At 51.5% G+C, this 23,602-nt stretch carries 18 protein-coding genes and 2 tRNA genes; 5 read left to right on the top strand and 15 right to left on the bottom strand.

The annotated features are described in order from the left end of the window. Positions 1–238: 238 nt before the first annotated feature. Positions 239–1,324: a BamA/TamA family outer membrane protein gene (locus EFA69_RS16580; protein WP_183906833.1), complete on the top strand. Its 1,086-nt coding sequence runs from the start codon at positions 239–241 to the stop codon at positions 1,322–1,324. A gap of 86 nt (positions 1,325–1,410) precedes the next feature. Here the strand turns inward: EFA69_RS16580 and EFA69_RS16585 are convergent, their stop codons facing one another. The 7 genes from EFA69_RS16585 to EFA69_RS16615 form a co-directional block, all read right to left on the bottom strand. Then, positions 1,411–2,070 carry an OmpA family protein gene (locus EFA69_RS16585; RefSeq protein ID WP_123134196.1) on the bottom strand — a complete coding sequence of 220 codons (660 nt, stop codon included), beginning with the start codon at positions 2,068–2,070 and terminating at the stop codon, positions 1,411–1,413. Between the two features lie 5 nt (positions 2,071–2,075). Continuing rightward, positions 2,076–3,827: a BAR domain-containing protein gene (locus EFA69_RS16590; RefSeq protein ID WP_123134197.1), complete on the bottom strand. Its 1,752-nt coding sequence runs from the start codon at positions 3,825–3,827 to the stop codon at positions 2,076–2,078. 255 nt (positions 3,828–4,082) lie between these two features. Then, positions 4,083–5,075: a hypothetical protein gene (locus EFA69_RS16595; protein WP_148041395.1), complete on the bottom strand. Its 993-nt coding sequence runs from the start codon at positions 5,073–5,075 to the stop codon at positions 4,083–4,085. Between the two features lie 85 nt (positions 5,076–5,160). Continuing rightward, complete coding sequence (locus EFA69_RS16600) at positions 5,161–8,616, bottom strand: cell division protein FtsA (RefSeq protein WP_123134199.1); 3,456 nt, start codon at positions 8,614–8,616, stop codon at positions 5,161–5,163. Between the two features lie 112 nt (positions 8,617–8,728). Continuing rightward, entirely contained in the window at positions 8,729–10,180 is a 1,452-nt protein-coding gene (locus EFA69_RS16605; protein WP_123134200.1) for a hypothetical protein, read from the bottom strand. Between the two features lie 3 nt (positions 10,181–10,183). After that, positions 10,184–10,597 carry a hypothetical protein gene (locus EFA69_RS16610; protein ID WP_245964610.1) on the bottom strand — a complete coding sequence of 138 codons (414 nt, stop codon included), beginning with the start codon at positions 10,595–10,597 and terminating at the stop codon, positions 10,184–10,186. Between the two features lie 2 nt (positions 10,598–10,599). Further along, positions 10,600–11,964, bottom strand: coding sequence for a hypothetical protein (locus tag EFA69_RS16615; protein WP_148041396.1), 1,365 nt, complete (start codon positions 11,962–11,964; stop codon positions 10,600–10,602). 304 nt (positions 11,965–12,268) lie between these two features. Here EFA69_RS16615 and EFA69_RS16620 point away from each other — a divergent pair, with 304 nt between their 5' ends. Beyond that, the gene (locus EFA69_RS16620) at positions 12,269–12,625 is read left to right on the top strand and encodes a cupin domain-containing protein (protein ID WP_123134202.1); all 357 of its coding nucleotides are present in this window, start codon (positions 12,269–12,271) and stop codon (positions 12,623–12,625) included. 243 nt (positions 12,626–12,868) lie between these two features. Here EFA69_RS16620 and EFA69_RS16625 read toward each other — a convergent pair. The 4 genes from EFA69_RS16625 to EFA69_RS16640 form a co-directional block, all read right to left on the bottom strand. Then, positions 12,869–12,941, bottom strand: a tRNA-Thr gene (locus EFA69_RS16625). Between the two features lie 90 nt (positions 12,942–13,031). Next, positions 13,032–13,104 (bottom strand) — tRNA-Thr (locus tag EFA69_RS16630). Between the two features lie 129 nt (positions 13,105–13,233). Next, complete coding sequence (locus EFA69_RS16635; protein ID WP_123134203.1) at positions 13,234–15,378, bottom strand: DUF349 domain-containing protein; 2,145 nt, start codon at positions 15,376–15,378, stop codon at positions 13,234–13,236. A 25-nt stretch (positions 15,379–15,403) separates the two neighbouring features. Next, positions 15,404–15,973 (bottom strand): YqgE/AlgH family protein, encoded by a 570-nt coding sequence (locus tag EFA69_RS16640; RefSeq protein WP_245964611.1) that lies wholly within the window; start codon positions 15,971–15,973, stop codon positions 15,404–15,406. 200 nt (positions 15,974–16,173) lie between these two features. Here EFA69_RS16640 and pdxH point away from each other — a divergent pair, with 200 nt between their 5' ends. The 3 genes from pdxH to EFA69_RS16655 are packed head-to-tail and all read left to right on the top strand — an operon-like array spanning position 16,174 to position 18,704. Further along, positions 16,174–16,827 (top strand): pyridoxamine 5'-phosphate oxidase, encoded by a 654-nt coding sequence (gene pdxH / locus EFA69_RS16645; protein WP_123134204.1) that lies wholly within the window; start codon positions 16,174–16,176, stop codon positions 16,825–16,827. Positions 16,828–16,870: 43 nt separating this feature from the next. Beyond that, positions 16,871–18,148 (top strand): DUF1015 domain-containing protein, encoded by a 1,278-nt coding sequence (locus EFA69_RS16650; protein WP_123134205.1) that lies wholly within the window; start codon positions 16,871–16,873, stop codon positions 18,146–18,148. Then, positions 18,135–18,704: a Maf family nucleotide pyrophosphatase gene (locus EFA69_RS16655; RefSeq protein ID WP_123134206.1), complete on the top strand. Its 570-nt coding sequence runs from the start codon at positions 18,135–18,137 to the stop codon at positions 18,702–18,704. Before EFA69_RS16650 ends, EFA69_RS16655 begins: the two co-directional genes overlap by 14 nt. 178 nt (positions 18,705–18,882) lie before the next feature. Here EFA69_RS16655 and EFA69_RS16660 read toward each other — a convergent pair whose 3' ends face one another. The 4 genes from EFA69_RS16660 to sdaAB are packed head-to-tail and all read right to left on the bottom strand — an operon-like array spanning position 18,883 to position 23,413. After that, positions 18,883–19,881 carry an NAD(P)H-dependent glycerol-3-phosphate dehydrogenase gene (locus EFA69_RS16660; RefSeq protein ID WP_123134207.1) on the bottom strand — a complete coding sequence of 333 codons (999 nt, stop codon included), beginning with the start codon at positions 19,879–19,881 and terminating at the stop codon, positions 18,883–18,885. A gap of 3 nt (positions 19,882–19,884) precedes the next feature. Beyond that, positions 19,885–21,267, bottom strand: coding sequence for an efflux RND transporter periplasmic adaptor subunit (locus EFA69_RS16665; RefSeq protein ID WP_123134208.1), 1,383 nt, complete (start codon positions 21,265–21,267; stop codon positions 19,885–19,887). A 7-nt stretch (positions 21,268–21,274) separates the two neighbouring features. Further along, on the bottom strand, positions 21,275–22,732 hold the full coding sequence (locus EFA69_RS16670; RefSeq protein WP_123134209.1) for a TolC family protein: 1,458 nt from the start codon (positions 22,730–22,732) through the stop codon (positions 21,275–21,277). Continuing rightward, positions 22,733–23,413 (bottom strand): L-serine ammonia-lyase, iron-sulfur-dependent subunit beta, encoded by a 681-nt coding sequence (gene sdaAB, locus EFA69_RS16675; protein WP_123134210.1) that lies wholly within the window; start codon positions 23,411–23,413, stop codon positions 22,733–22,735. It abuts the gene before it with no gap. Positions 23,414–23,602 lie beyond the last annotated feature (189 nt).

Below are 23,602 nucleotides of genomic sequence, written 5' to 3' on the forward strand. Positions count from 1 at the left end.
TCCCGAAAACTACTCAAAAAAAAGCAAAGCCCCACGTGGTTACTCCTTTAGCAGCCATAGGTTTGCGTTTAGCGGCCGTTTTTCCAAAAAGAGCCGCTAAACGCAAACCTATTCCCAGATCATCGTACGCTTAATCAAATCAATTGAAAAAATTGCAGCTTCAGCAATGAATTGATGTATTGCGATATTTTAATTATTATTTAAGCGTATACCTCCTTGACCCATCATAGAACTGCCTGTGAAAAAGACCTTACTTGCCCTTGCTCTCACGGCCTCCGCCTTTGCCGCAAAAGCACAAAGTGCTCCGGCAGATTCTGTTTCGGCGGCTAGCCGTAAATGGAATATTTACCCTGTCTTATTTTACACCCCGGAAACCCAGGTGGGGCTGGGCGTGAAGCTCATCCATGTGCGGAAAGAGGAAGGTCACGCGCCCACAGACCGGCCCACGTTTTTCTCCCCTACCCTCATCTATACCTCCAAAAAGCAGATTCTCACCTCCTTTGCGGTAGATGTGTGGCGCGACAAGAACAAAAAACACTTAAGCGCGCAGGTAGAATACAATGATTACCCCTACTTTTTCTTCGGGATTGGGAATGATGCCCCAGATGAGGCCGAAGAGCCTTTCACCAGCCGTACCGTCAATTTCTACGCCCAGTTTGAGCGCCGCATTTTTGATAAAGTGTATTTAGGCGCTCGGTATGAGTTCAAGCACGAAACCATTCCCAAGGTTGATCCCCAGGGGCAACTGGCCCAGAGAACCATCATTGGGAGTGAAGGCACCACCGCCTCTGGTTTTGGCTTGGTAGCCTTGGTAGACAGCCGCGACAACATCTATACCCCCACCCGAGGCAACTTTCATCAGTTTTCTACCATGGTCTTCGGGAAGTATCTGGGCGGCGAAGACAATTTTGCGCGCTATAAGGTGGACCTCCGCAAGTACCAGTCGGGCATTGGGCCGGGGGTGCTGGCCATGCAGGGGCTTTTCACCTTTGTGACCGGCGACGCCCCGTTTCAGTTTCTGTCGCCCATTGGCGGAGTTTACGTGATGCGGGGATTGCTGGAAGGGCGTTTCCGGGACGAGGACGCGGCCGTGGTGCAAGCCGATTACCGGTTCCCGATAGCGGGCCGGGTAGGCGGTGCGGCGTTTGGCGGAGCCGGGCAGGTGTTCAAACGGATTCCTGACTTCGCCTTTAACCGCTTCCATTTGACCGGCGGCGGCGGATTGCGCTACAAACTGAACAAAGAAGGAATGGTGGTACGCGGAGACGTGGCCTTCTCTGAGCAAGGCATGTACCTGTACTTCGCTTTCGCGGAAGCGTTTTAGCCCTGATTCTGAAAAAAGAGCCGCTAAACGGAAAGTCCTTTTACACTTAAGTACTTTCCTTTTGGCGGCTCTTTTATTTGGCTTAACTACTTGATCTGCTGTTTTTCCAGCGTTCCCACTTTAGGCAGTACCTGAATCACAAAGCGGCGGTCCCGCACATCGCCGGTACGGCCGGCCCCTTCAAACCCGCTGCCCGAGGCAATGAGCTCAATCCGGTCTTTGGGGAACTTGATGCCGGCGTTTTGCCAGAACTGCAACAGGGAAAGCGCCCGTTTGTAGCTCAGCTCCAGCGCATACTCCCGCTGCGTGATGTTGCGCGAATCCCCTTTGGGGAAACTGGCCGCCCTGCCGTCAATCACAATCAAATACTTCACGTCTTCTCCCTTGATGGAGTTGATGACGCGGCTGAGTTCCTCGCCCGCCCGGCGCAACGGCACCAATGACCGTTGGGGCAACTGCGCGCTGCTTTGCGGAAACAGCACATCTACCAGCAGTTCATGGCGTTTGTAGCGCTCGTTGTACTGGAAATAGCGTCCGTCCAGGCGGGCAAGGGCGGCTTTGATCTCATCAAGCTTGCGTTTCTCCTGCACTTCTACCTGTAGCCGGGCAATGTTGCGGCGGTTCTCCGCGTCTTTGTCGGTGAACATCTTGTAGCTGAGCACAAACAACACCAGCATGATCAGGAACAGTGCCGTCATGAGGTCTACGTAGCTGGGCCAGAAGAAATCTCTATTGTCTTTGTTCATGCTGACTAGAGTTTCCGTCTGTTGTTGGGTTGCCCCGTCCCGAAGATTCGGCCCATGGCCGCTTTAATGGGCCCCGGCTCCATGCTTTTCTCCACGTTCGCGTTCAGGACTGCTAATTGCTGCAAGAGTTTCTGTTGGATCTCGGCGTCTGCCTCTATTTTGCGCAGCAGGCGCTCATTGGTTTGCCGTATCTCCTGGGCCAGATCCTGTTGCTGCCGGTTAAGCGTGTCTTGCTGGCTATTGAGGTTCTGGAAAGGCTGCATGTAGTCCAGAATGCGCTGGTACAGGTTGTCTTCATTCAGCCGCCTGAAATGCTCCTGCCATTTCTCATAGGCGTTTTGGGCGTCGCGCTCCTGGTGCTGGAGACGGGCCTGCATGAGATCAGTAAGCTTGAGGGCCGCTTTGTCAAAGTATTGCTCGGTGCGGTTGGCAATGGTGTCCAGTTCCTCCTCATGGCGCGAGAAGAAATTAATCTGCCGCTGAATGGCCTCGTCATGCTGTTGCAAGTACCCTGGCACCTGATCAAAGCCTTCCTGCAGTTTGGTGAGGCGGTTGAGTACCTGCGTGATGTTATGGGTCATTTCGCCGCCCCGCTTTACAGATTCATTCAGGGCTTCCTGGTAGTGCAGGAAGTTCTGGAACAGGCGCTCGCTCTCCTTGATCTTGTCAAACACCTGCAGGTTGGCGTTGGCCATCTGGGTGAAGCCAATCTCATCCAGCTTCTGGATAAATTCTTTCTGCGTGCTGATGTTGTTGGTGAGGGTTTCCACTATCGGGCGGAAGCCCAAGATCTTGTCCAGAAAGTCGCGGTTAAAGGAATCCAGCACCGATTTCAGGTTCCCCAGACTGGCCGCCATGTCTGAGTTGAGCTTGGGCAGCAGATGGGTTTGCAGGAAAGTATAGTAATCGTTCTTGTGGCGGTCGCGGGTGCTGCGGGCATTTTTAAGGGCGTTGTTGCCCAGCATGGTGAACAGCAGACCACAGAAACTTCCGGCCATGGCAATGAGTACCCCAAACAGGAAAGACGGAATACTCTGATCTGTGATGAACGCAGAGGCCTCTTCTGAGGAGCCGCTCAGGCCATTCCAGACCAGCGTGGAAAGCCCCAGAATTACGCCGGAGAAGGTACCCAATAATCCCACGTAAAGCGGTGTGGCAATGGTGGACTGCACCTCGTTGTCCAAGGCCTCGGCATGGCGTTCGGCCACATCCTTGAGAATTTCAAAATCGGCGGCGGCGCCTTTGTTCAACCGCAGGTACTCATTGGTGCTGGTAATGATCTTCTCAAAAGTGGGCGAAGCAGCCTGCGCCTGGATCAGGTCAATAGTCTCGGGCTCCTGTTCCGGTGGCGCGGCAGCGGTTGGCGTATGCTTCACCAGAAAGATATTGCCAGCCCGAACCTGCTGCTTTAGTTGCTCAATGGGAATGGTGAAATAAGGCACCTCCTGGCCATGGGCCTCCACGTGCAATTCCTGGGCGTCAACGGCAATGATTCTCTTTATTACCGGATGAGAAGGTGAATTTTCCCGGAAATCTTCCCCCTGTAACAATAGCTCCCACTGCTGGTCAAAAGACAAGGCGTTGGGGGTAACAAGAGGAGTACCGCTAAGCGTGCGGCGGGTAATGGAGAGACTCGCCTGCGGCGGAAACAGGTGCTCTATGCTGTCTATCTTTTGGCGGTTGGCTTTGTACACGCGCCACTGGTAGCCCAGAATAATAAGGACCAGAAGCGCTTCAAAAATGAATATTCCTTCCATGGATGTAGGTTGGTGCAGGGCGTGGAAAGCAGATGAAGTCAGTCTATACCGCCCTTTAACTATGTGGTATGAAATTACTGCTTTTAGGGGCCGTTTTTCCTAAAACAGCGCAAAAACAGAAATATTTTGTTTGGCTGTGCAGCGGTATAAACTTTACTACTTGACGGCCGAAGCGTAAACAGAGGAACCGTTTAGGGGCTGTTTTTGAAAAAACGGCCCCTAAACGGTTCCTGAAGGAAAGTGGCAAGTGGAGGATTACCGGAAGTCAATGCGTGCTTTGTCCTGGATTTTCCAGCCGCTGCTGGTTCTCACCAGAAGACCATCGCCCTGCTGCACAATGCGGTTCACCATGCGGTTAGAAGGTTTCTCAAAAGAGAAAGCGTTCTCCAGACGGTCCATGCCCTGTGAGATCACAAACGCCTGGTTTCCGCTTAAGTTGAACCTATAGCTGGTGCTGGCACTGCCATCGGCGGGGGTGTCAATCTCCAGGTAGCTGTCTGAGTCTGGTTTGTGCTGCAGTTGGTGCGTTTTAATGATGCCGTCCTCCGGAATGATGGAGTAACGAGTGCGGCTCACCGGCGTTTCGGGCTGCTGCGTGAGTTCGCTCAGGAGGTTATCTCCCACCAGTTCCTTGCCCAGCGTGGGAACTGGGGCGGGTTGGGCTGCGGAATTTTGCTCAGTTTCAGCCGCATTGGCAGCGGGCTCGCGTCTCCGGTTCTCGTTCCGTCTCTGCTGCTGTGGCTGGCGTGGGTTCTGGTTTGCCGCTCCTCCCCCTTGCCCTTGCGGTTGAGGCTGCTGGGCGGTCTGAGGCTGCTGCCCCTGTTTCTGACGGGGCTCCTGCGGCTGACGGGGCTCCCTAGGCTGGCGTTGCGGCTGGTTCTGGCCCTCTGGGCGTTGCTTGGGTTCCTGCGGCGGGCGCTGTTGGTTCTGGTTGTTTCTTGGCTCCTGTTGCTGACCTTTGGCGGGCTGCTGTTGTTTCTGACGTGCTTCCTGTGGCTGGTTTGAGCGGGTGGGCTGGGCTGGCGCCGATAACTGCGGCTGATTGCCTCTGGCGTTTCTGTTGTTTTCCTGCGGCTGGCTTTTCTGGCTTCTCCTGATGTGGTTTTCCATGGCCTTGAGGCCCGCCTCTAACTCACGGTTTTTCTTTTCCAGGTTCTTGAGACGGTACACCAGCCCGCTTACTTTGTAAAACACAAAGCCGGCTACCAAAAGCGCCAGCACAGCTATTATAGTTGGTACATATTCCATACCGATGTCTGTTATAGGATAATGAGATATAATAAATGCCTCTGGTACAAGATTCTATAGAACCGCACCAGAGGCATTAGATGAATTAAACGAAAGCACCCACCTGTTGCTGATACAGCTCTTTAGACAGGAGGTACAATGACTGCTTCAGGGGCATGAAGAACATGGTCTCCGGGATCAGCTCTCGGTCTGAGAGTCCTCTGAGGGTTTCTTCCAGTACCATGGTGTAACTGTCCTGCAGGTTGTTGCGCATGAAATTCAGGACCCAGTGCGGGTCTACTTCCACGCCCATGGTGCGCATGAGTGGCGCTATATCTTCGTCGTCCAGCAGCATTTCCAGGCATGCCATCACATTGTCCAGCACCTCCTGCCGGATGGCGGAGGAGATCTGGCTTTTGTTCACCGGCTTCAGGGCTTCTTCGGCGCTAGCCGCCCCGGTTGGGCGCATGATCGGGATATCAGTGAGGTCAGAGAGGTTGGTTCCGTCCAAAGCCATGGCTCCTCCGTTGGCAGTCACCTGTTTAGGGTTGTCTACCAGCACCAGTTTGAAGTTAGACGGCGGCTCCTGCCCTGTCACTTTTCTGAATACCGTTTTCGCATAGCGCTCCACGTTAGACAGATTATTCCCCGCACTCAGCAGCTTGATGTACAAACTTCCCTGCCCGCTGAAACAGATGTACCGCGGCACCTGCGCCCCAATTTGCTGTGTAAGCTGCGCCAAATGGTACATCAGCGCCCCGAAGTGCAGGTAAAACATAAGCCGCAATTGCCGGGCCTGCAGTAACTGTGAGCTGTAGTGCAACTCCTTGTCATAGCTGAAGAGCAAGCTGGTGATGTCTGCGGAGCTGAAATCCGGATTATCCAGGGCTGTCTCCAGGAACTTCTTGTACTCCTTGCCCTCCTCCGTGAGCGGAATCTGCAGCACATGGGCCACGCCATATTGCAGCAAGCCATTGTCTTTGCTCGTCTTCACGGTGGCAAAACCATCGCCCCACAGATCATTGCCTGCAAAACGGAAAGAGGAACTGTGCGAAGGCTTGCGGTTAGTGAACAGCAGCACATCCGTTGTACCACCACCTATGTCTACGTTGATTAGGTTTTCATCCTGGCTAGGCACCACAGCTCCGGTTCTGGACAGGAAATAAAACGGTGCGACAGACTCAGTTATACAAGCGGTATTACGGCCATTCTTGAAGACACTGTGGTACACACCGTCCCACACGTTCTGGAACATATTGCGGGAATAGTCATCAAAGCTGAGCGGGGCAAACCAGACTACTTTGGTGTTAGCCACGTTGCCATGGTTCAGGACTACCTTGTTTTTGATCAGTAACATGATCTCCAGGAAAAAGGCCTCAATGCGCCGCTTTCCGGTGTTAGACAGGGTCTCGCTCCATTTCAGATCAGTATGGTACATCTGTTTGTACTGGTCCTGATGCGTACCTTCGGTATTGATGGAGAAACCAATGTTGATGTTCCCGAACAAGCTGGGAATTTGGTTCTCAAAGTCAATGGACTCACAGGTGGCGGTTCTGGTAGGGAAAGAGTACAAAGAGCCTCCTGAGCCGATGATCAAAGGCAGGAACTCCCGCTTTAGCAAGGTCTCCACGGCAAAAAGTCGGCCGAAGCCCCGTTTATGGAACCGCTGGTAATCGGTGAGGGAGCTATCGTCTGAGGGCTTGTTGAGCATGACCAGCTGCTGGTCATTAGCCGTGATGGCAAATTCCTTGGGAGCCTGGTTCGCCCCGGCAGTATAGGCAATATGCGTATTGGAGGTCCCGAAGTCTATGGCGAACGTGAAGTTCTGAATTCCCTGCTGCACTTCCTGGAAGCGCGGCACAATCAAAGCTTTTCCCGAGAAATCAACGCCCATGTGCGTCAGCTCCATGAGGTCGAAGTGGGTGCCTCTCACCTCATAGTAGGTACTGCCCGCGCTGCTGTTGCTTTTTTTGGTCCGGCGTTGGGACGTAGCGGAAACAAGGCCTCCGCCCGCTTCCAGTTGTCTTCCATTCGCGAAAAAGGCCAGTGAATGGTGGCGGCTCACCATGAGCGGGTCAATGTCCTCGTCTACCAGCATGACTTTGTAGAAGTCATTGTAGGTAGGCGCATCGGTGAACTTGTAGAAAGGGAATACCCCTACGCCCACTCGGGATTTAAGGATATGGCCCTTCTCCGGGATGACCTGCCCGTGGGCGTCTTTGGAGTTCAAAGGGTTGTCATAGTAGCTGCGCTCGTACACTATATTACCCTGTTCGGTGGGCACTTGCAGCGTCACCCGCACATGGTTTACATCCACGTAAAACGTGAGGTGATTGGCTAAATCTTCCGGCGTAAAATACTGGAAATAAAGACTGGTAACCGGCAGCAGGTAATTGAAAACTTTCTCTGAAACGCCCGGCTGATAAACCACCGTACCGCTGAAGAACCGGTCAGTATTCACCTCATAAGGCACCTGCACAATGGTTTCCTGCAAGAGGTCATTCACGGTGAGGTATGGATAATTGAATCCTACCCCTGGTAGTGATCTAGCCGGAATTTCTTTGGAGTCTGCATAGCCTACTTGGGTGTTAGCGGGCCAAGCCAGATTGTTCACGTACTTCACATGCGGCGCAACCCGCAGATCGGGCTTAAGCACAATAGGACGGTCGCCGGAGAAAAACGGATTGGTGGGCAGCAGGAAAAGATCGCTGCTGGTCACGGCAGTCTGGTCTTTCTTCACCAGGAAAGTGAGGTGCCCCACGTGAACCGGGTTCTGCTGCAAATCTACCAATGCCATGTACTCACTGGCAATGGCATTCTGCCCCACTACGCCAGACATGCTGATGCTCTTGAGCAACTGCTCATCTAAGGCATTGTAAACCGCAGGAAACGCCTGGATGAACGCCGGGTTGGAAACGAACAGTTTGTGCACGTATTCCTTAAAGTCACGCTCGCGGTCATTCAGGGAGATGTAATGGTGGTCAAAGTAGACCCCTACGTTCTGCGCCCGGTTAATGGGCAGCGGCTGCACGTTGGGAGAAACGAACAGGAACGTAAGCGGAGAAGTACCGCCCAACAGTTGCATGTGGCGGTCGCCGTGGGGCCCGGTGGATTCCAGGTAAAAGAGGAACAGGTCATCAATCCCCCTGAAGCGGTTGTCGGCCATGAACAGCTCCAGCGTTTTACCTAAGAGGTTGGTGTTTGGGTTGGCTTGCATGGCCCCCAACTGTTGCTGCTTGTTCCAGCGCCTGATCACGATTTTGTTACCGCCCTGCGCGTAGCTCTGGTGGTTGTAGAGCAGTTCCCACATATCCCAGAAATGGGTGACCATTTTATGGTAAATGCTGTTTTGGCTGCTCGTTACCCCCCGTTTCACAAAGTCAAACGCTGTCTCAAAGAGGTGCATGCGGGCAAAGGGCGTGGGAATAGAGGCATTGATCTTCTGGGCTCGGCCACCGGCCCCATCCACCATGTCTTTGATCTCGGTGCTGGTGATCTGGCTGGTTTTAGCCCAACCTTCTACGTTAGAGCCGGTTTTATGAAGACGAAGTACTTTCGGCATAAATCATACTGTTTTTAAGGTGTTTTCAGAAAAAGAGCCGCTAAACGCAAATCATACAAAGCAGTCCTTCTTCTCCTTTCTGTAACCTCTTCTAGAGGCTTCTGCTTGCTGGTTAAGAGTATTTCAGTTTCTCTTCCACCAGATTATTCGTGGCCATCTCAAACGCCTTGATGGTGGCTTTAAAGGCTTCGCGGTCCGATATAGACTCAGATGCCCGGTTGAGTTCTTTCACAAAGGAGCCTGGATGGATGCCCTTGTTCAGGAAGCCGGTTTCCACTTGCTTGTCAGATACCATGCGGTTGAAATCTGGCTCGTTCAGGTGAAAAGCAGAAAAAGTGCGCTCCATACGGCTCAACTCCTTCAGCCAAGATTCATACCCGAAGTCCTGGCTGGTGAGGAATTTATTCAGCTCCCGGAACACCGGCTCATTACGCATGGCTCCGTTCAGGTCTACTCCTTTGGCATAGGCCGCCTGGGCGTCTTGCGGAACGTAGTTCTGATAGTAGCGGGCAAAATAGTGGAACTGGATGAGTTGCTTGGCAATGCGGTCACGGGTCTCAGCGTCTAAGTGCGAGAACTGGACGTTGTCTACGTCTTCGCGTAAGCCGAACTCATGATAAAGTGCTGATCCTGTGAGTTCATTGTCTGAATAATCCATGAAATCAATGATGGACATGGCGCTCAGGAGCTCAATGAGGTGGGCATCGTTTTTCTGGCTGGCCCGGCCCGGGTTGTTCTCCAGGGGTTTGTCTGGCGTGTCTCCTATGTAATAGGTGGCATTGACGCCGTTAAGGTGGTGCTGGTAATACGAAAGCGCGTCTTTGGCTTTGGTGGTGAAGGTGTTGGAGTCTATGAAATCTGCCTCCACTCCGGCCGCCGGCTGCTCCAGGGAGAAGTACGGCAATACCACCATGGCCCCGGTCAAGGCCGCATTCAGGCTGGAAGCGTTAGGCAGCGTGGAATGAATGTCTTTGAAATTCTTGAGCAACAAGGGGAAGCCTGCCGCACCGGTACCCCCGAAGATGGAACTCACGAAGAAAATACGGTCTCCTGCCTGGAAGTTGGAGGCGAAAAAGCGCATCTCCGGTGAGTCTATGATTTCATTGAGAACCACGCTGCCCACGTTAGGGCTGCCCCTGAACCCCACGTCCAGGCTGTTGTGCAGGTTCTCTGGGGTAAACAGCAAGTCTACCAGCGCCTGGCTGTCAATGTCCAGTTGGTTGTAGCCCACATGGTCTTTGAACGGTTTGTTGATTCCCCCAAAGTCATACACAAAGGAGTCTCTGATTTTAGCGGAACCGTCGCCGGCAATGCTGGAAAGTGTGCTGATGTTGGTATGGAAGAACCCCTCATCCCGCTTGCCCAACTGGTCGTGCAGGTGCTTGTAAGTTTTCAGGAGCTCCACCGTCCGATTCATGTCCCCGTTCTGGGTGTCGGGGTCAATGATGATGGGCACAATTTTGTCACAGTTCTGAATCTTGACACCAGCAGCCATGAGCATGACCAGGGAACGAATCACCCTGGAGCCCGTGCCGCCAATCCCGAATACAAAAAGTTTTGCCATAGTTTATCTAGAGTGAGGCCATTTTACAGGAGTTGTCCAGGCTTGGACAGATCCCTTTTTAAGCAGTAATGAGAAAATGAAAAACAGAAGGAGGCTGAGCACCGCGTTTACTAACGCGAAGGTGTACGTGTAAGAATGGGTTTCCACGCCGTTGCTGTTCACCTGAATGAGGGGCACAGCAAAAGCAATGGCCGCATTGATGATAAGCATGATGACCCAGTGCATGGGTTTGTAGAACCCGGTGCTTAGAGCCCGGTTCAGTACATAATAATAGACAATGACCAGCGCCAGCGTGATGAGGATCAGCTGCAATCCTGTGTTGGGAAAGATCACCTCGCGGTAGTCATTGGTATAGTTGGCTGGCATGGGCCGCCCCAGGAAAAGCTCATAAAGTCCGGAGAAGAAATTTTGGATCATCCTTAGTTGTTTTCTTTGTTAAACTTCATTGTGGCACTAAAAACGGTGGCGCTTTGGTCGCGGTACAGGGCTTGCACCCCTTCAATTATCTTGTTGAACTGGTACGTTTTCTTAGGACTGGCAGCTGGGTTATTGTCGTTCGCGGTAGACCACTGCCCAATCCAGGAAGGAACCACCTGCGGCAGTTGCACCGTGATGGTACCACTGTTAGCCGTCAGTTGCGGAACCTTCACCCGTACAAAATGGGAGTACTGGGCCAGAGCCGGAGTAGCCTTCACTTCATCAGAGGCTGCAATTACTGTACCAATAGAAGCCTTGCCACCGGACACGGCCAGTTTCAGATGCTGCTTCAGATACGCAACCTCCTGCATAGAGGCTGGTAAATCTTTCAGGTTCAGACCAATGGTAAATTCTACCGGCTCTTCTTTTTCAGGGCTTAAATTTACGCTGGTGCAGACCTCGGCGGTTCGGCTGGTGCAATACACAACGCCAGCCGGCCGGAATGTGTTAGATTTAAGGATTGCCGAGAAAGGAACGCTAGGATAAGAGAACCCGAAGTAGGCCTGTTGCGCCGGTAAATTGCGGAGTACTTTATTGGTCACTGTCTGCACCGCCTGCTGCTGGCCAATCACCCAGATATAAAAGGGGATCTCCTCCCCGTTCAGGGTTTGCTTCACCGCTGGCCTTTTCACTGCCGGATAGTAATTGCCGTAGAAAGAAGACCCTTCGGCCAGTACCGCTACCACTAAGTTCTCGTGCTCCGCCAGTTTCAGGCTGCTTCTGATGTCGGCGTCCAGGGAGAGGAACTGACCTGGATTATTGGGGTCTGGCCCATGGATGAAATCAGAAACAATCACGCTCACCGCCCCGGTTTTTACCGAATTCTCCAGCGCAGCCTGCAACATCTGCGGAAGCGGCGTGCCCCGCACATCGGCTTTGATGCCGCTCACCACCGTATTCTTAAGCGTGTTGTAAGACACACTGTCTAAAATAGGATTTCCCTGTCCGTTTTCGCGGGCCAGATAAAAGCGCTTGGCATCCACGTAAATGCCGTCCTGCACCTCAGAAACGAGCCGGGTTAAGCGGGTCTGGAAAACGGTGGGTTCTTTGTCTGCGGCGGCCGGGGGCATAAAGCCTTTCATGCCGTTGGAAATCTCCAGGTACAGATCTACGTTTACTTTGGCATTGACAACGGCGGCACCAGGTTTGGGCGTTTCTGCTTTTGGAGAAGGTTTCTCAACTGAGGTGGTGGGAGCTGCGGGGGCAGTCTCAGCGTTCTGCGTTTCTTTTTTATAGCAACCAGAAAATAGCAAAGTAGCACATAGCAAGACTAAGGTGCTTTTATGATTCCGGTGAGGTTTATACATGCTTTATAGTTTGTATTAAGGGCATTACTTGAAATATAGAAATAAGGTTATTTTAGCCAAAGATGCAAGCCTAATCCAGTTACATTATTCATTGAGCCTCACTAACCTATCTAAATATCCTTAAATGTATATATTTCTGCTCAATTACTTGCTTGTCCATGCGGCACCTACAGTTTAATGCTCTTGTTTACGTTGCTTCTTCTTTTTAACGGTATACCTTTTGCCTTGAAATGTAGCTCCTCTAACCCAATTAGGGCAACAGAACAGAATGGTAAGGGTATAATCAACTGTAAAACGATGTACTATGATCAAAGCGTATCAATTATATGCAGACCCTGAGGGCAATTCCAGGGTACAGGAAGGAATTATTGCCGAAAAGGTGTTCACTAAAGTAGTTTCACTGCATTTCAAGGAAACTCCTCCGGGGGGAATCTATGACTGGCACCCCGCCCCCGACACACAATATGTGCTCTCGCTCACTGGCACTCTGGAGTTCACCACCAGTACTGGTGAGATTTTCGTGCTAGAACCCGGAGAAGTACTGATTGCTACTGACACAACAGGCCAGGGTCACAAATGGAGGATGCTAGGAGACGCACCCTGGAAAAGAGCCTATGTGGTTTTTGAGAGAGGCACGGAGATCAACTTTCAACCTGTCTGAGCGAGACTGCTTTTTTGATCTAGCGGTAGAATGTTTCCCGTTTTGGCTCTATTCTCAAAAAAAGAGCCGCTAAACGGAAACTTCACAAGCCAATTCTACACCCATGAACGCTAAGAAACACCTATTGCGTTTAGAGCCTCTTTTTCTTAAATAAAGCCTAAACTGGAGTGGAGATATGCGGCGCAGCTGGAAGGAGTAAATAAAAAAAAGGCTCACCTTTTTACAAGATGAGCCTTTTAAAGGAGCCCCCAGCCGGGATCGAACCAGCGACCTACTGATTACAAGTCAGTTGCTCTACCAGCTGAGCTATGGAGGCTTTTGCTTCTGAATCTGGTAGAATCTGAAGCGGTAAAAAGATTTTCAATTTCAGCGCCTGAACGGGTAAAAGAATCAAGTGCTACTTAGGAGCCCCCAGCCGGGATCGAACCAGCGACCTACTGATTACAAGTCAGTTGCTCTACCAGCTGAGCTATGGAGGCTTTTGCTTTAAAAACCCTGGTGGTTTCTGAAAGCGATACAAAAGTAGAGGTCTTTTTGATATTTGCAAAAAGACCTCTCAACTTATTTATGACCTTTTTTTAAAGGTACTGAATGTCAGTTAGAAAAATTTAGGAACGCAGCGCTTTCAGTTGTCTTTTCAGGTGCTGGATACGGTTTTGCGCCTCATCAATCTTGGACTGATACTCTTCGCGCAGCTTTTCAGCGTTCTTGGAACGGGCAAAAAACTCAATGTTCGTGCGCAAGGTAGAGATGTCGTTTTCCAGTGAGGTGATGTCACGGCGCAGGTGCTGCTCTTTCTGGTACAGCTTCTGGTCACCGTCTGGGCTGGCCTTGAGGTGCTGCAACTGCAACTGGAACAAGGTCTGCTCCTTCTGGTCTGGGCTCAGCTCCGGCACTTTGTCCAGATACTTGGCCAGCAGCTGCTGGAATCTGTCCTCCAGTTTGCCATTGCGTTTGCCTTCAGTGGCCAGATTCTGCCATTCCTGATGGATCTGGTTGAATTCATCCAGCGTACCCACTAAGGTTGGGTCTGCCACTTTAGTAGCCAATTGCTCACAATAAGCCTGCTTCTGCGCCGAAAGCTGGTTCAACTGCGTTTCTTTGCTTTGGGCTTCCTGGTGCAGACGGTCAAAGAAAGCGTTGCAGGCACTCCGGAACCGGTTCCAGATTTTATCAGAGTATTTGTCCGGTACCCGGCCAATGGTTTTCCATTTCTTCTGCATCTGGATCAGCTTTTCTTTAGTGCTGTCCCACTCCTCGCTGTTCTGGAGGCTCTCAGCTTCTTCGCAAAGGGCTACCTTCTGGCGGTAGTTCTGCATCTTCTCCTCGTCTAAGGCTTTGAAGAAGGTGTTTTTGTGGTGGAAGAAAGCTTTGTAGCTGCTCCAGAAGGCTTTATTGACCTCTTCTGCGTTTTCTTTGGGTACCAGCCCGGCCGCATCCCATTGCTCCTTCAACTGCTGAATCTGGTCAGTTTTGTCGCGCCAGTCATTAATGCGGTCTGAGGTGAAGTGCTGGAACTGTTCAATTTGCGCCAGCAACGCTCTCTTCTTCTCCAGGTTGGCCAGTTCCTCGGCTTTGCGTGATTCAAAGAATGATTTCTTGCGCTCGTGCACCTGCTCAGAAGCCTGAATGAAGCGGTTCCAGATCTGGTCACGCACCTCATTGGGCACCGGACCAATGTGTTTCCACTCGTCATGCAGATGGCGTAGTTCCTGCAGGGCTTTATTGATGTTTTCCTCCTGCGCCAGAGCCTCGGCCCGCTCGCATAGAACAGTTTTGGCGTCCAGGTTGCGTTTGCGGTCCAGCTCCTTCAGCTCAAAGAAAATGCTGCGGTTGTTGTAGTACATGTCCAGCAGCGCGTGGTAAGAGTTCCAGAGCTGTTGGGCTTCGGCGGTAGGCACCGGCCCAATGGACTTCCACTCATTCTGCAGATCCTTGATGGCGTTGCCGCTGGTTTGGGTTTCTGAGGACTCAATGAATACCCGCAGGCGCTCCAGCAAATCGCGTTTTTTCTGGAGGTTCTGCTGTTTCTGCTCTTCCTCCTGGCGCTGCTCCCTAAAACGGGCTTCCTTTACGCGTTGCATGGCCTGCTCCACCTCTTTGTGGGCGCGGGGCGCGTTGTACTCAAAACCATCGGCCTCGCCGCCATCGGCAATGAAACGGTTGAGGGCTTCCTGGCGCTCTTCCTGGAAGTGCTGGTCATAGAGCCGGTAAAGCTGGTGCAGGGTTCTGCCGGCTTTACGGGCATTCCCTTCCTGCGCTACTGAAAGTATTTTGGCTCTTAACTCATCTATGGATAAATGAGAGTAATCTTCTTCAGGGTGCAGGTCTTCTTCGTGGTGCAGATCTTCCTCAGGCAGTAAGGCCGCTTCTTTTGCGGGAGCTGATGACTCTTCTGAAGGGGCGGTAGACGGCGCAACGGCAGGGGCCTGCGTTTCTTCAGAAACGGTGTCTGAAGCGGAGGTACCCTCTCCTTCTGCTGGCTCTACGGATGTGATCGTCTCCTCAGAGGCCAACACCGATGACTGCGTAAGTTCCGGTTCTACCTGTGGAGCGGCCACTTCTGTGGCGTCTGCAGGGGCGGCGGCTTCTGGTTCCTCCACGGCAGGGACATCTGCCGCAGCAGACTCATTGCGGGAATTGATTTCGGCTAAACGTTCCTCCAAGACACTACGCGGGTCCTGCGCCGGGTTTTGGTTAGGGGTTTCCTCAGTTTTACCGTTTTGCTGATTTTCCTGATCTTGGTTCATCATACACGTGGGGCTCTGCGCCGTTGGGTTAGTTTAAACTTGGGTCTGCGGGATAGTTAGCGTACATTTTGTACTTACCGCCCATCTCTTTCAATATATCGCGCCACAAGGTATCTGTATTCAAAGTAAGCAATTTATTTGCAGCATTGTTGTTAACGAACCAAACATTTTTCTCTATTTCCTCTTCCAACTGCCCAGGACTCCACCCGGAATAACCCACAAAAAACCTTATTTCATCCTGTTTCACCAAGCCTTGGTTCAGCCAACTGGTTAGTTCCTCAAAATCGCCACCCCAGAATAGACCCTCAGAGATAGGTTGGGCATCGGTGAGGTGAGAGAGGCGGTGAATATAATGCAGGGTATTGGGCTGCATGGGGCCTCCCACGGCCAGGGCCATATCAAACACCTCATCGTTCACCTCTACCACGTCAGATAAATGCAGATTGGAAATCCGGTTCAGAACCAGGCCCACAGTGCCGTCTTTGTCATGCTGGCAGATCACCAGCACGCTTCGCTCAAAGTTTGGGTCGCCCAGGAAAGGTTCTGATATGAGTATGCTGCCGTTATGAATCACTTTCGCCATCTCTTCTTTTCTCATTAGGTGGAATGCGCTCTGTAGGTATACGTACTGTTTCCGCCATGAATTGGTTTGCAGAGCGCCTGTTTGCTTTCTTTAACGAGTAAAGCAGAGCTGTCGTATCTGTTTAAACGCAAAAGGAAAGGCTTTTTGGGCTTCTTTTGCGCGATTTAAGTATAAACCCCTACTTTTGGAAACTTATAACCGCCCTTAGAACTGCCATGGAAAAGCCACTTTCCCTCCACGATATCCGGATCAATTACTCCCTGAAGGAGTTGACGGTAGAAGCCGTTTCGCAAGACCCGTTCCAACAGTTTGAAACCTGGATGCAGGAAGCCCTCACCGCCAAAGTGGAGGAACCCACCGCCATGACCCTGAGCACCGCCAGCGCCCAGGGAAAACCCTCTGCCCGGGTGGTGCTCCTGAAAGCGCTGGAGAAAGACGGCTTTGTCTTCTACACCAACTATGAAAGCCGCAAAGGACACCAATTGCTGGAGAATCCTTACGCCGCCCTTACGTTCTTCTGGCCGGCGCTGGAAAGACAGGTTCGGGTGGAAGGGCAGATTGAGCGCGTGACCGCTGCCGTTTCTGACGCTTACTTCCACAGCCGTCCACGCGGAAGCCAGATTGGGGCCTGGTCCTCGCCGCAGAGCCAACCCATCTCCGACCGTACCGTGCTGGAAACCCTTGAGAAGGAATATACCGCCAAGTTCAACGAGCTGGATATGGTGCCGCGCCCAGAACATTGGGGAGGCTATCTTCTAAGGCCCGAGCGTGTTGAATTCTGGCAGGGCCGCCAGAACCGCCTGCACGACCGGCTGCTCTATGAACTGGATGGTAACGGCAACTGGCACATCCAACGGCTGGCCCCCTGAGCGTTTAGCGGCTCTTTTTCCTAAAACTGCTCAAAAGTAACCTATGGCTGAAATTTTACCTATCAAAGGTTTCCGGTACAATCCTAAGCTGCCTTTCTCCATTGACGCCCTCACCTCCCCCCTGTTTGACGTAGTGTCTCCCAAGCAGCGGCAGGCCTTGTACCGCAACCCCTATAACAGCATCCATGTGTCTGTGCCGCCGGGGCCAGACCCCGCCGATAGCGCCCGCCGCACTGTGGAGCACTGGAAACGATCCGGTATTCTACAGCAGGACCCGTTGCCCGGCATTTACGTCTACTATCAGTACTTCAGGTTGCCAGGTTCCTCCAAGGAATATTGCCGCAAAGGCTTCATGTGCCACATCAAAGCCTATGACTGGGCTGAGAAGGTGATCCTACGGCACGAGAACACCATTCCCGCCGCCGTCAACGACCGGGTGGAATTACTTGAGCAAACCAAACTGCATACCAGCGCCACCCACGGCCTCTACTCAGATCCTCATTTCACACTGGAGCACTATATGGACGAAAGCATCACGTCTCCTCTCTATGAGTCTGAGGACTACCAGGGGGTGCGGGACGTGCTTTCTGTCATCCATGATGCCGTGGTGATCCAGAAGTTTGTGGACCAACTGCGCGACCAGCAGGTGATTCTAGCCGATGGACACCACCGTTACGAAGGTTCGCTACTGTACCGGCAAAAAATGCAGCGGGAGCACCCTACTGCCACAGGCCTGGAACCGTTTCATTACCACCTCATGTATTTGACCAATGCCGCGTCAGATGATCTTCGGATTCTTCCAACGCACCGGCTATTAGAGACTTTGCCCATTTCACCGGAAGTCTTTCTGGAAAGATTACAGCAGTACTTTTCCGTTACGCCCATTGAAGAAGCTTATGACCTAAATGAGGTGATTCTGGGCAAGCCGTGGGCGTTTGGGGTGTATTTACAGGGGGAGGCGTATAAGGCAAGACTTAAGCCCGAGGTCCATTCCCAACTGGCTTGGGAGCTTCCTAAGGAAGTGAAAGACCTGGACCTGACGGTGATGCATTATTTCATTCTGGAACGGGTGTTGGGCATCTCCCAGGAGCAGCAGCGCCAGTACCAGGGCCTCTCCTACGTGCGCTCCTTCCCCGAGTGCCTCACCAAAGTAGATACCGGACAGGCCCAACTGGCTTTGATCACGAATGAAGTGAAAATGGAAGAAGTGCAGCGCGTCTGCCACTCCGGAGCGGTGATGCCCCAAAAATCGACGTTCTTCTATCCCAAAGTAATCTGTGGATTTTTATTTAGCTCAATAGACGAAAATGAATTTAACTAAAACCTACATATTGGCGTCTAACTCGCCGCGCCGTAAAGAACTGCTCACCAATCTGGGACTGCCGTTCCAGGTGCGGGTGAAAGAGGTGGACGAGAACTATCCGCCGGAACTGGCCCGGGCCGAAGTAGCCGAATACCTGGCCGCCCACAAAGCCAGCGCCTACCAGCAGGACCTCCAGGAAAACGAGGTCATCATCACCGCCGATACCATTGTCTGCCTGGAGGAGAAAGTCCTGAACAAGCCCATAGACCACGCCCAGGCCACCCGCATGCTTACCTTGCTCTCCGGCCGCAGCCATGAGGTGTACACGGGCGTGTGCCTGCTGAGCAAAGAGAAAAGTGTGGTATTCCATGATGTGACCACCGTTTACTTCAGAGACTTAACCCGCGTTGAGATAGACTTTTACATAAACCAATATAAACCTTTTGATAAAGCCGGAAGCTACGGTGCCCAGGATTGGCTAGGCTTAGTAGGTATAGAGCGCATAGAAGGTTCTTACTTCAACGTGATGGGGTTACCGGTACACCGCGTGTACGAGGAACTGCTGAAGTTCTAAGATTTGCTCCTTAACCTTTTGTGCGTTTAGGGCCTGTTTTTGGAAAAAGAGCCCCTAAACGCAAGAGTAGTTTTCGACGCATCATATCCAATGTAGAACGGAAGTGCGTTGGGCTTTAAAACAGAAATCCCGCCCTAGAAAGAGCGGGATTTCTGTTTTAAAGGCTTTGGGAAAAAGCTTATTTGAACTTGGTCTTCAGGATCTGGATTTCCACTCCTGGTGAGATACGTTCATACAGGATGCGGTACACGGCTGATACAATAGGCATATCCACCTGGAGGCGCTTATTCAGTTCATTGATGCTCTGTACGGCGTAATACCCTTCGGCCACCATGTTCATCTCAAACTGCGCGGATTTCACGGTATAGCCCCGGCCAATCATGTTCCCAAAGGTGCGGTTACGGCTGAACTGGGAATAGGCAGTCACCAATAAGTCGCCCAGATAGGCACTGCCGGTAAGGTTGCGCGGTCGGGGCATAATGGCGTGCAGGAAGCGCTCAATTTCTTCCATGGCATTAGACACCATCACCGCCTGAAAATTGTCTCCATAGTTCAGACCGTGGGCAATTCCGCAGGCAAGGGCAATGATATTCTTCAGTACGGCGCAGTACTCCACCCCATCAATGTCCTGCAACGGATTGGCACTAACGTACCGGTTCCGCAGCAACCCACAGAACTCCTCGGCCCGGGTAAGATCATGCGAGCCGATGGTTAAATACGACTGCTTCTCCAGGGCCACCTCCTCGGCGTGGCAGGGACCCGCGATCACACACTGGTGTTCTGCCGGCACCCGGTAATGCTCCTCCAGAAAATCGGTAATGAGAATGTTCTCTCCCGGAATCATGCCTTTAATGGCAGACACCAGCGTCTTGCCTTCAAATGCATTCTGGTCCAGGGCAGACAGTGCCTGCTGCACAAAAGCCGCCGGTACGGCTAAAATGACCCAGTTTGCGCTGGCAACGGTTTCTTTGATGTCATTGGAAGGAAGTACCTGCTCCAGGTGGAAGCTAACTCCGCTCAGGTAACGGGGGTTGTGGCCGTACTGCCGCAGGTGCTGTACGTCCTCCTCGTTCCGGAGCCACCAGTGGACTTCTGCTCCGTTCTCAGATAAAATTTTAACTAAAGCGGTGGCCCAACTGCCACCACCCAGTACTGCAATTCTTTCTCTTTCCTGCAAAACCTATTCTTCTTCCGTAGTAGTTTCCTTCATGTTCTGGCTCAGAGACTTTTCGTCTTTGACGGTGATGAGGTCTCCGTCTTTCAACTGTTTAGACACGGCTCTGAATGGTCCTGATACCACTTCCTGTCCCGGTTTTATGCCTGAAAGGATCTCAATGTTGTCAAAGTCACTGATACCAGTAGTTACTTTCACCATTTTCACTCTTCCGCCTTCGTGCACAAACACTACTTCGTCTGGCTTGTCTTCGGCCCTCACCGGTTTCTCTCCCTGGTTTTGATTCTGCTCCTTTTCAGCGGCGGCTTTGGCACCGGCTTTCTCTTTGGCACGGGTGGTCACGGAGGCCAACGGAACGGAAAGTACATTGGTTTTCTGCTCGGTGATGATATCTACCGATGCCGTCATACCTGGTCTGAAGGGAGTGCGGCCGTTTTTCTGGATCAGATCATTATAGGAATCATTCAACAGACGGATGCGTACCTCAAATTCAGTTACGGCTTCCAGTGTGGTGGCATCTTTGGCGGTATTGGCAATGGAAGTCACCACGCCTTTGAACTTCCGGTTGGTGTTGGTGTAAGAATCTACCTCCACAATGGCTGAGTCGCCCAGCTTTACCCGCACAATATCGTTCTCATTTACATCTACTCTGATCTCCATATTATTGAGATTGGCGATGCGCATGATTTCGGTACCCGCCATTTGTGAGGTACCCACCACACGTTCACCTTTCTCCACATTCAATTTGGAAACAGTACCACTCACCGGGGCATAGATAGTGGTTTTGTCAAGGTTCCTTCTGGATTCTTCCAAAGAGGCGCTGGCGCTACGCACCGTAGATTCAGCGGCACGCACACTTTGACGGGCGGCATCTACCTCAGCTTTGTTGGCCTCAAATTGAGAACGGGCGGCGTCCCATTCAGACTGAGAAATTACTTTCTGCTCAAACAACTTCCGGTTCCTTTCATAAGACTGGCGGATGTTCTTGCTGTTGGCCTCGGCTTGGTCTAGCCTGGCTCTGGCCTGGGCTAAATTAGCCCGCTGGGTGCTCACAGACGCAGATTGCATCTCCACCATGGCCTGGTAATTGTCAGGCCGAATGCGGAGCAGCAACTGTCCGGCCACCACAGAATCACCCTCCTTCACGTAAAGCTCTGTGATCTCACCAGACACGTCTGGGCTTATTTTAACTTCTATCTCTGGCTGTACTTTGCCCGAGGCACTTACTTTCTCTACTATATTGGTGGGTTTCGCTTTGGCCACCGCTACTTCTATCCCTTCCTCTTTCCCAATCAAGCCACTCTTTTTGGCTACCAGAAGTCCTACTATTAGCAGCACCAGCAGGCCACCCAGAATGTACAACAGTTTGTTTGATTTGCGCTTTGCCATGTGTTCGTTAGAGAGTGATGGTTTTACCTTGGTAGAATTCCAGGAACTTGAGCCTGAAAACGTAATCGTATTTTGCTTGAATGATGTCTGACTGGGCTTTCACCAGATTGTTTCTGGCCACGTTGAAGTCCACGTTGTTGATGAGGCCGTTGTTGAGCCGGATCTCGGCATTTCTGTAGGCTTGCTCAAAGGCTTCCAGTTGTTTCTTAGCCGCCACAAACCTTTTTTGGGCACCTATAGCGTCGGTGTACGCTTGGGCAATGGTCTGTTTTAGCTCATTTTTGGCTATATCTGAATTGATTTCAGCGTTTCTGAGACCAATTTTGGAAAGCTGAACATTGTTTCTTACCCTAAATCCATTTAAAATAGGAATGCTCAGGTTTATTCCTATGAATTGGCCAATGTTATCTTGCAATTGATCAAAGTATGGGTACTTTACTTCACTTTGCTCTAAGCTATAGATAACAAAAGGCTGACTTAACGAGGGGTCAAGGAAACCCACTCTTTGAGGCACTCCTGTCTGTCCAAAAGAGATCAGGGAACTACCGCTGGAATAACGGGTACTAACACTTCCTACTAAACTCAAGCTAGGATGATATGCCCCTCTGGCAATAGCAATGGATTTATCTGCACTCTGAATTCGCAATCTTGCCCGTAATATCTCGGGCATTCTGTCTGAAGCAGTAGCATATACATCTTCAGCATTAAACCCAATCACTGTCTGGTCTGGGTCAGGAATATTTGGGACTACAACAGAGAAACTAGCAGGGTTCGCTTCGGTTAAGTTCAAGAGTTGAATCAATTGCAGTTCAGCCAGCTCAATATTGTTCTGGGCAGTGATGATATTAAGTTCATCACTAGCTATTTGGGCGTTAAGATCTAAAACGTTGCTTTCAGGAACGCTCCCGGCCTGGAACAATCTTTGGGTGCGTTCTAGCTGGCTCTGCGTTAGGTTTAGGCGCTCCTGGTTGGTTTTTAGGATTTCCTGGTTTAGCAGGATGTTCATGTAGGCGGTCACAACATTGAGGGTGATATCATTCTGCACTTTCTGCTGATCAAGTTTGCTGGCTTGTAATTCAAGTCTATTCCGCTGAATGGTGTTACGGGTCTGCAGACCACTGTACAGATTGACAGAACCATTTACGCCCACGTTACCAGACCATATCTGAGTATTCTGAATCTGATTTCGTACAGGGTCTAGAAAGAAACCATTGTTGAAGCCATGGGTACCGCTTCCATTGATGGTAGGCAGTTGGTCTGCTCTCGCCTGTTTGACATCAACAGCCGCCTGTTCAATGGTTAGCCCAGATTGTCTGATCTGCAGGTTGTTCTTAACCGCATGGTCAATGCACTGTTCCAAGCTCCAGACGGTTTCTGTAGAGGTATTCGTTTGGGCCAACGCGAGCGTATGGGAGCCAATGGCTAACCCAAGCGTGGCAAGAAAAGCGGAGGGAAAACGTCGCATCTATAAGTCAATATTAGGGATGTAGATCACATTCTTAACCCAGTTCAGTTGCCGGAGGTACTCCAGCGAAATGGGTCGTAGGCCAGAGTCCATTTCTATGAACTGCCGGGCAAGGTCATTGCGGCCTTTCCTGGACACGTTCATGGTGGCAATGTTGCAGTCATCGTGGGCAATGATGTCACTGATGAAGGCAATGCTTCCTTTTACGTCAAGGGCATCAATGATGAGTGTGTGCAGGTTAGCCGAGAAATTGGAGGGGAAGCCGTCTACTTCCACAATGCTGATGACCCCGCCGCCTCGGCTTTGCCCGATCACCTCCGCCTGCTTCCCGTCGGCCGACGTGAGGTTCAGCTTTATGGTGTTGGGGTGCATGGTAGAAGCGTTACCCACCGATTTGAAGGTGTACTTGAGCCCATTTTCCTTGGCGTGCTCAAAGGCTTCTTTGATGCGGGTATCATCGGTTCTAAAATCTAACAACCCCGCTACAATGGCACGGTCACTCCCGTGGCCCTCATAGGTGCGGGCAAAGGAATTATAGAAAGTAATGACGGCTTCGGTTGGTTTGGCCCCCAAGATCCGGATGGCGGCCCGCGCAATACGGACCACACCCGCTGTATGTGAGCTGGAAGGGCCAATCATCACCGGGCCAATCATATCAAAAATGCTGCTTTTCTCTGCCATAGTTTTGATGCGTTCTTCTAGCATCAAAGGTAAAAATATTGCGCTGGGTAATGTAGTGCTCTCCCAAAAACTGCCGGAACAGTTTTTAGCCTCCAAAGAAGCTGCTGTCTGCCCCTGGCTGCCTATGTGGCGGTTATTATTGCCAAAGAGGCGAGCGCAATCCAAATACTTTTACTTTCTTTGTCGCAA

It is taken from the genome of Rufibacter immobilis (genome assembly GCF_003721565.1).
GTDB classification, from domain to species: Bacteria; Bacteroidota; Bacteroidia; order Cytophagales; family Hymenobacteraceae; genus Nibribacter; species Nibribacter immobilis.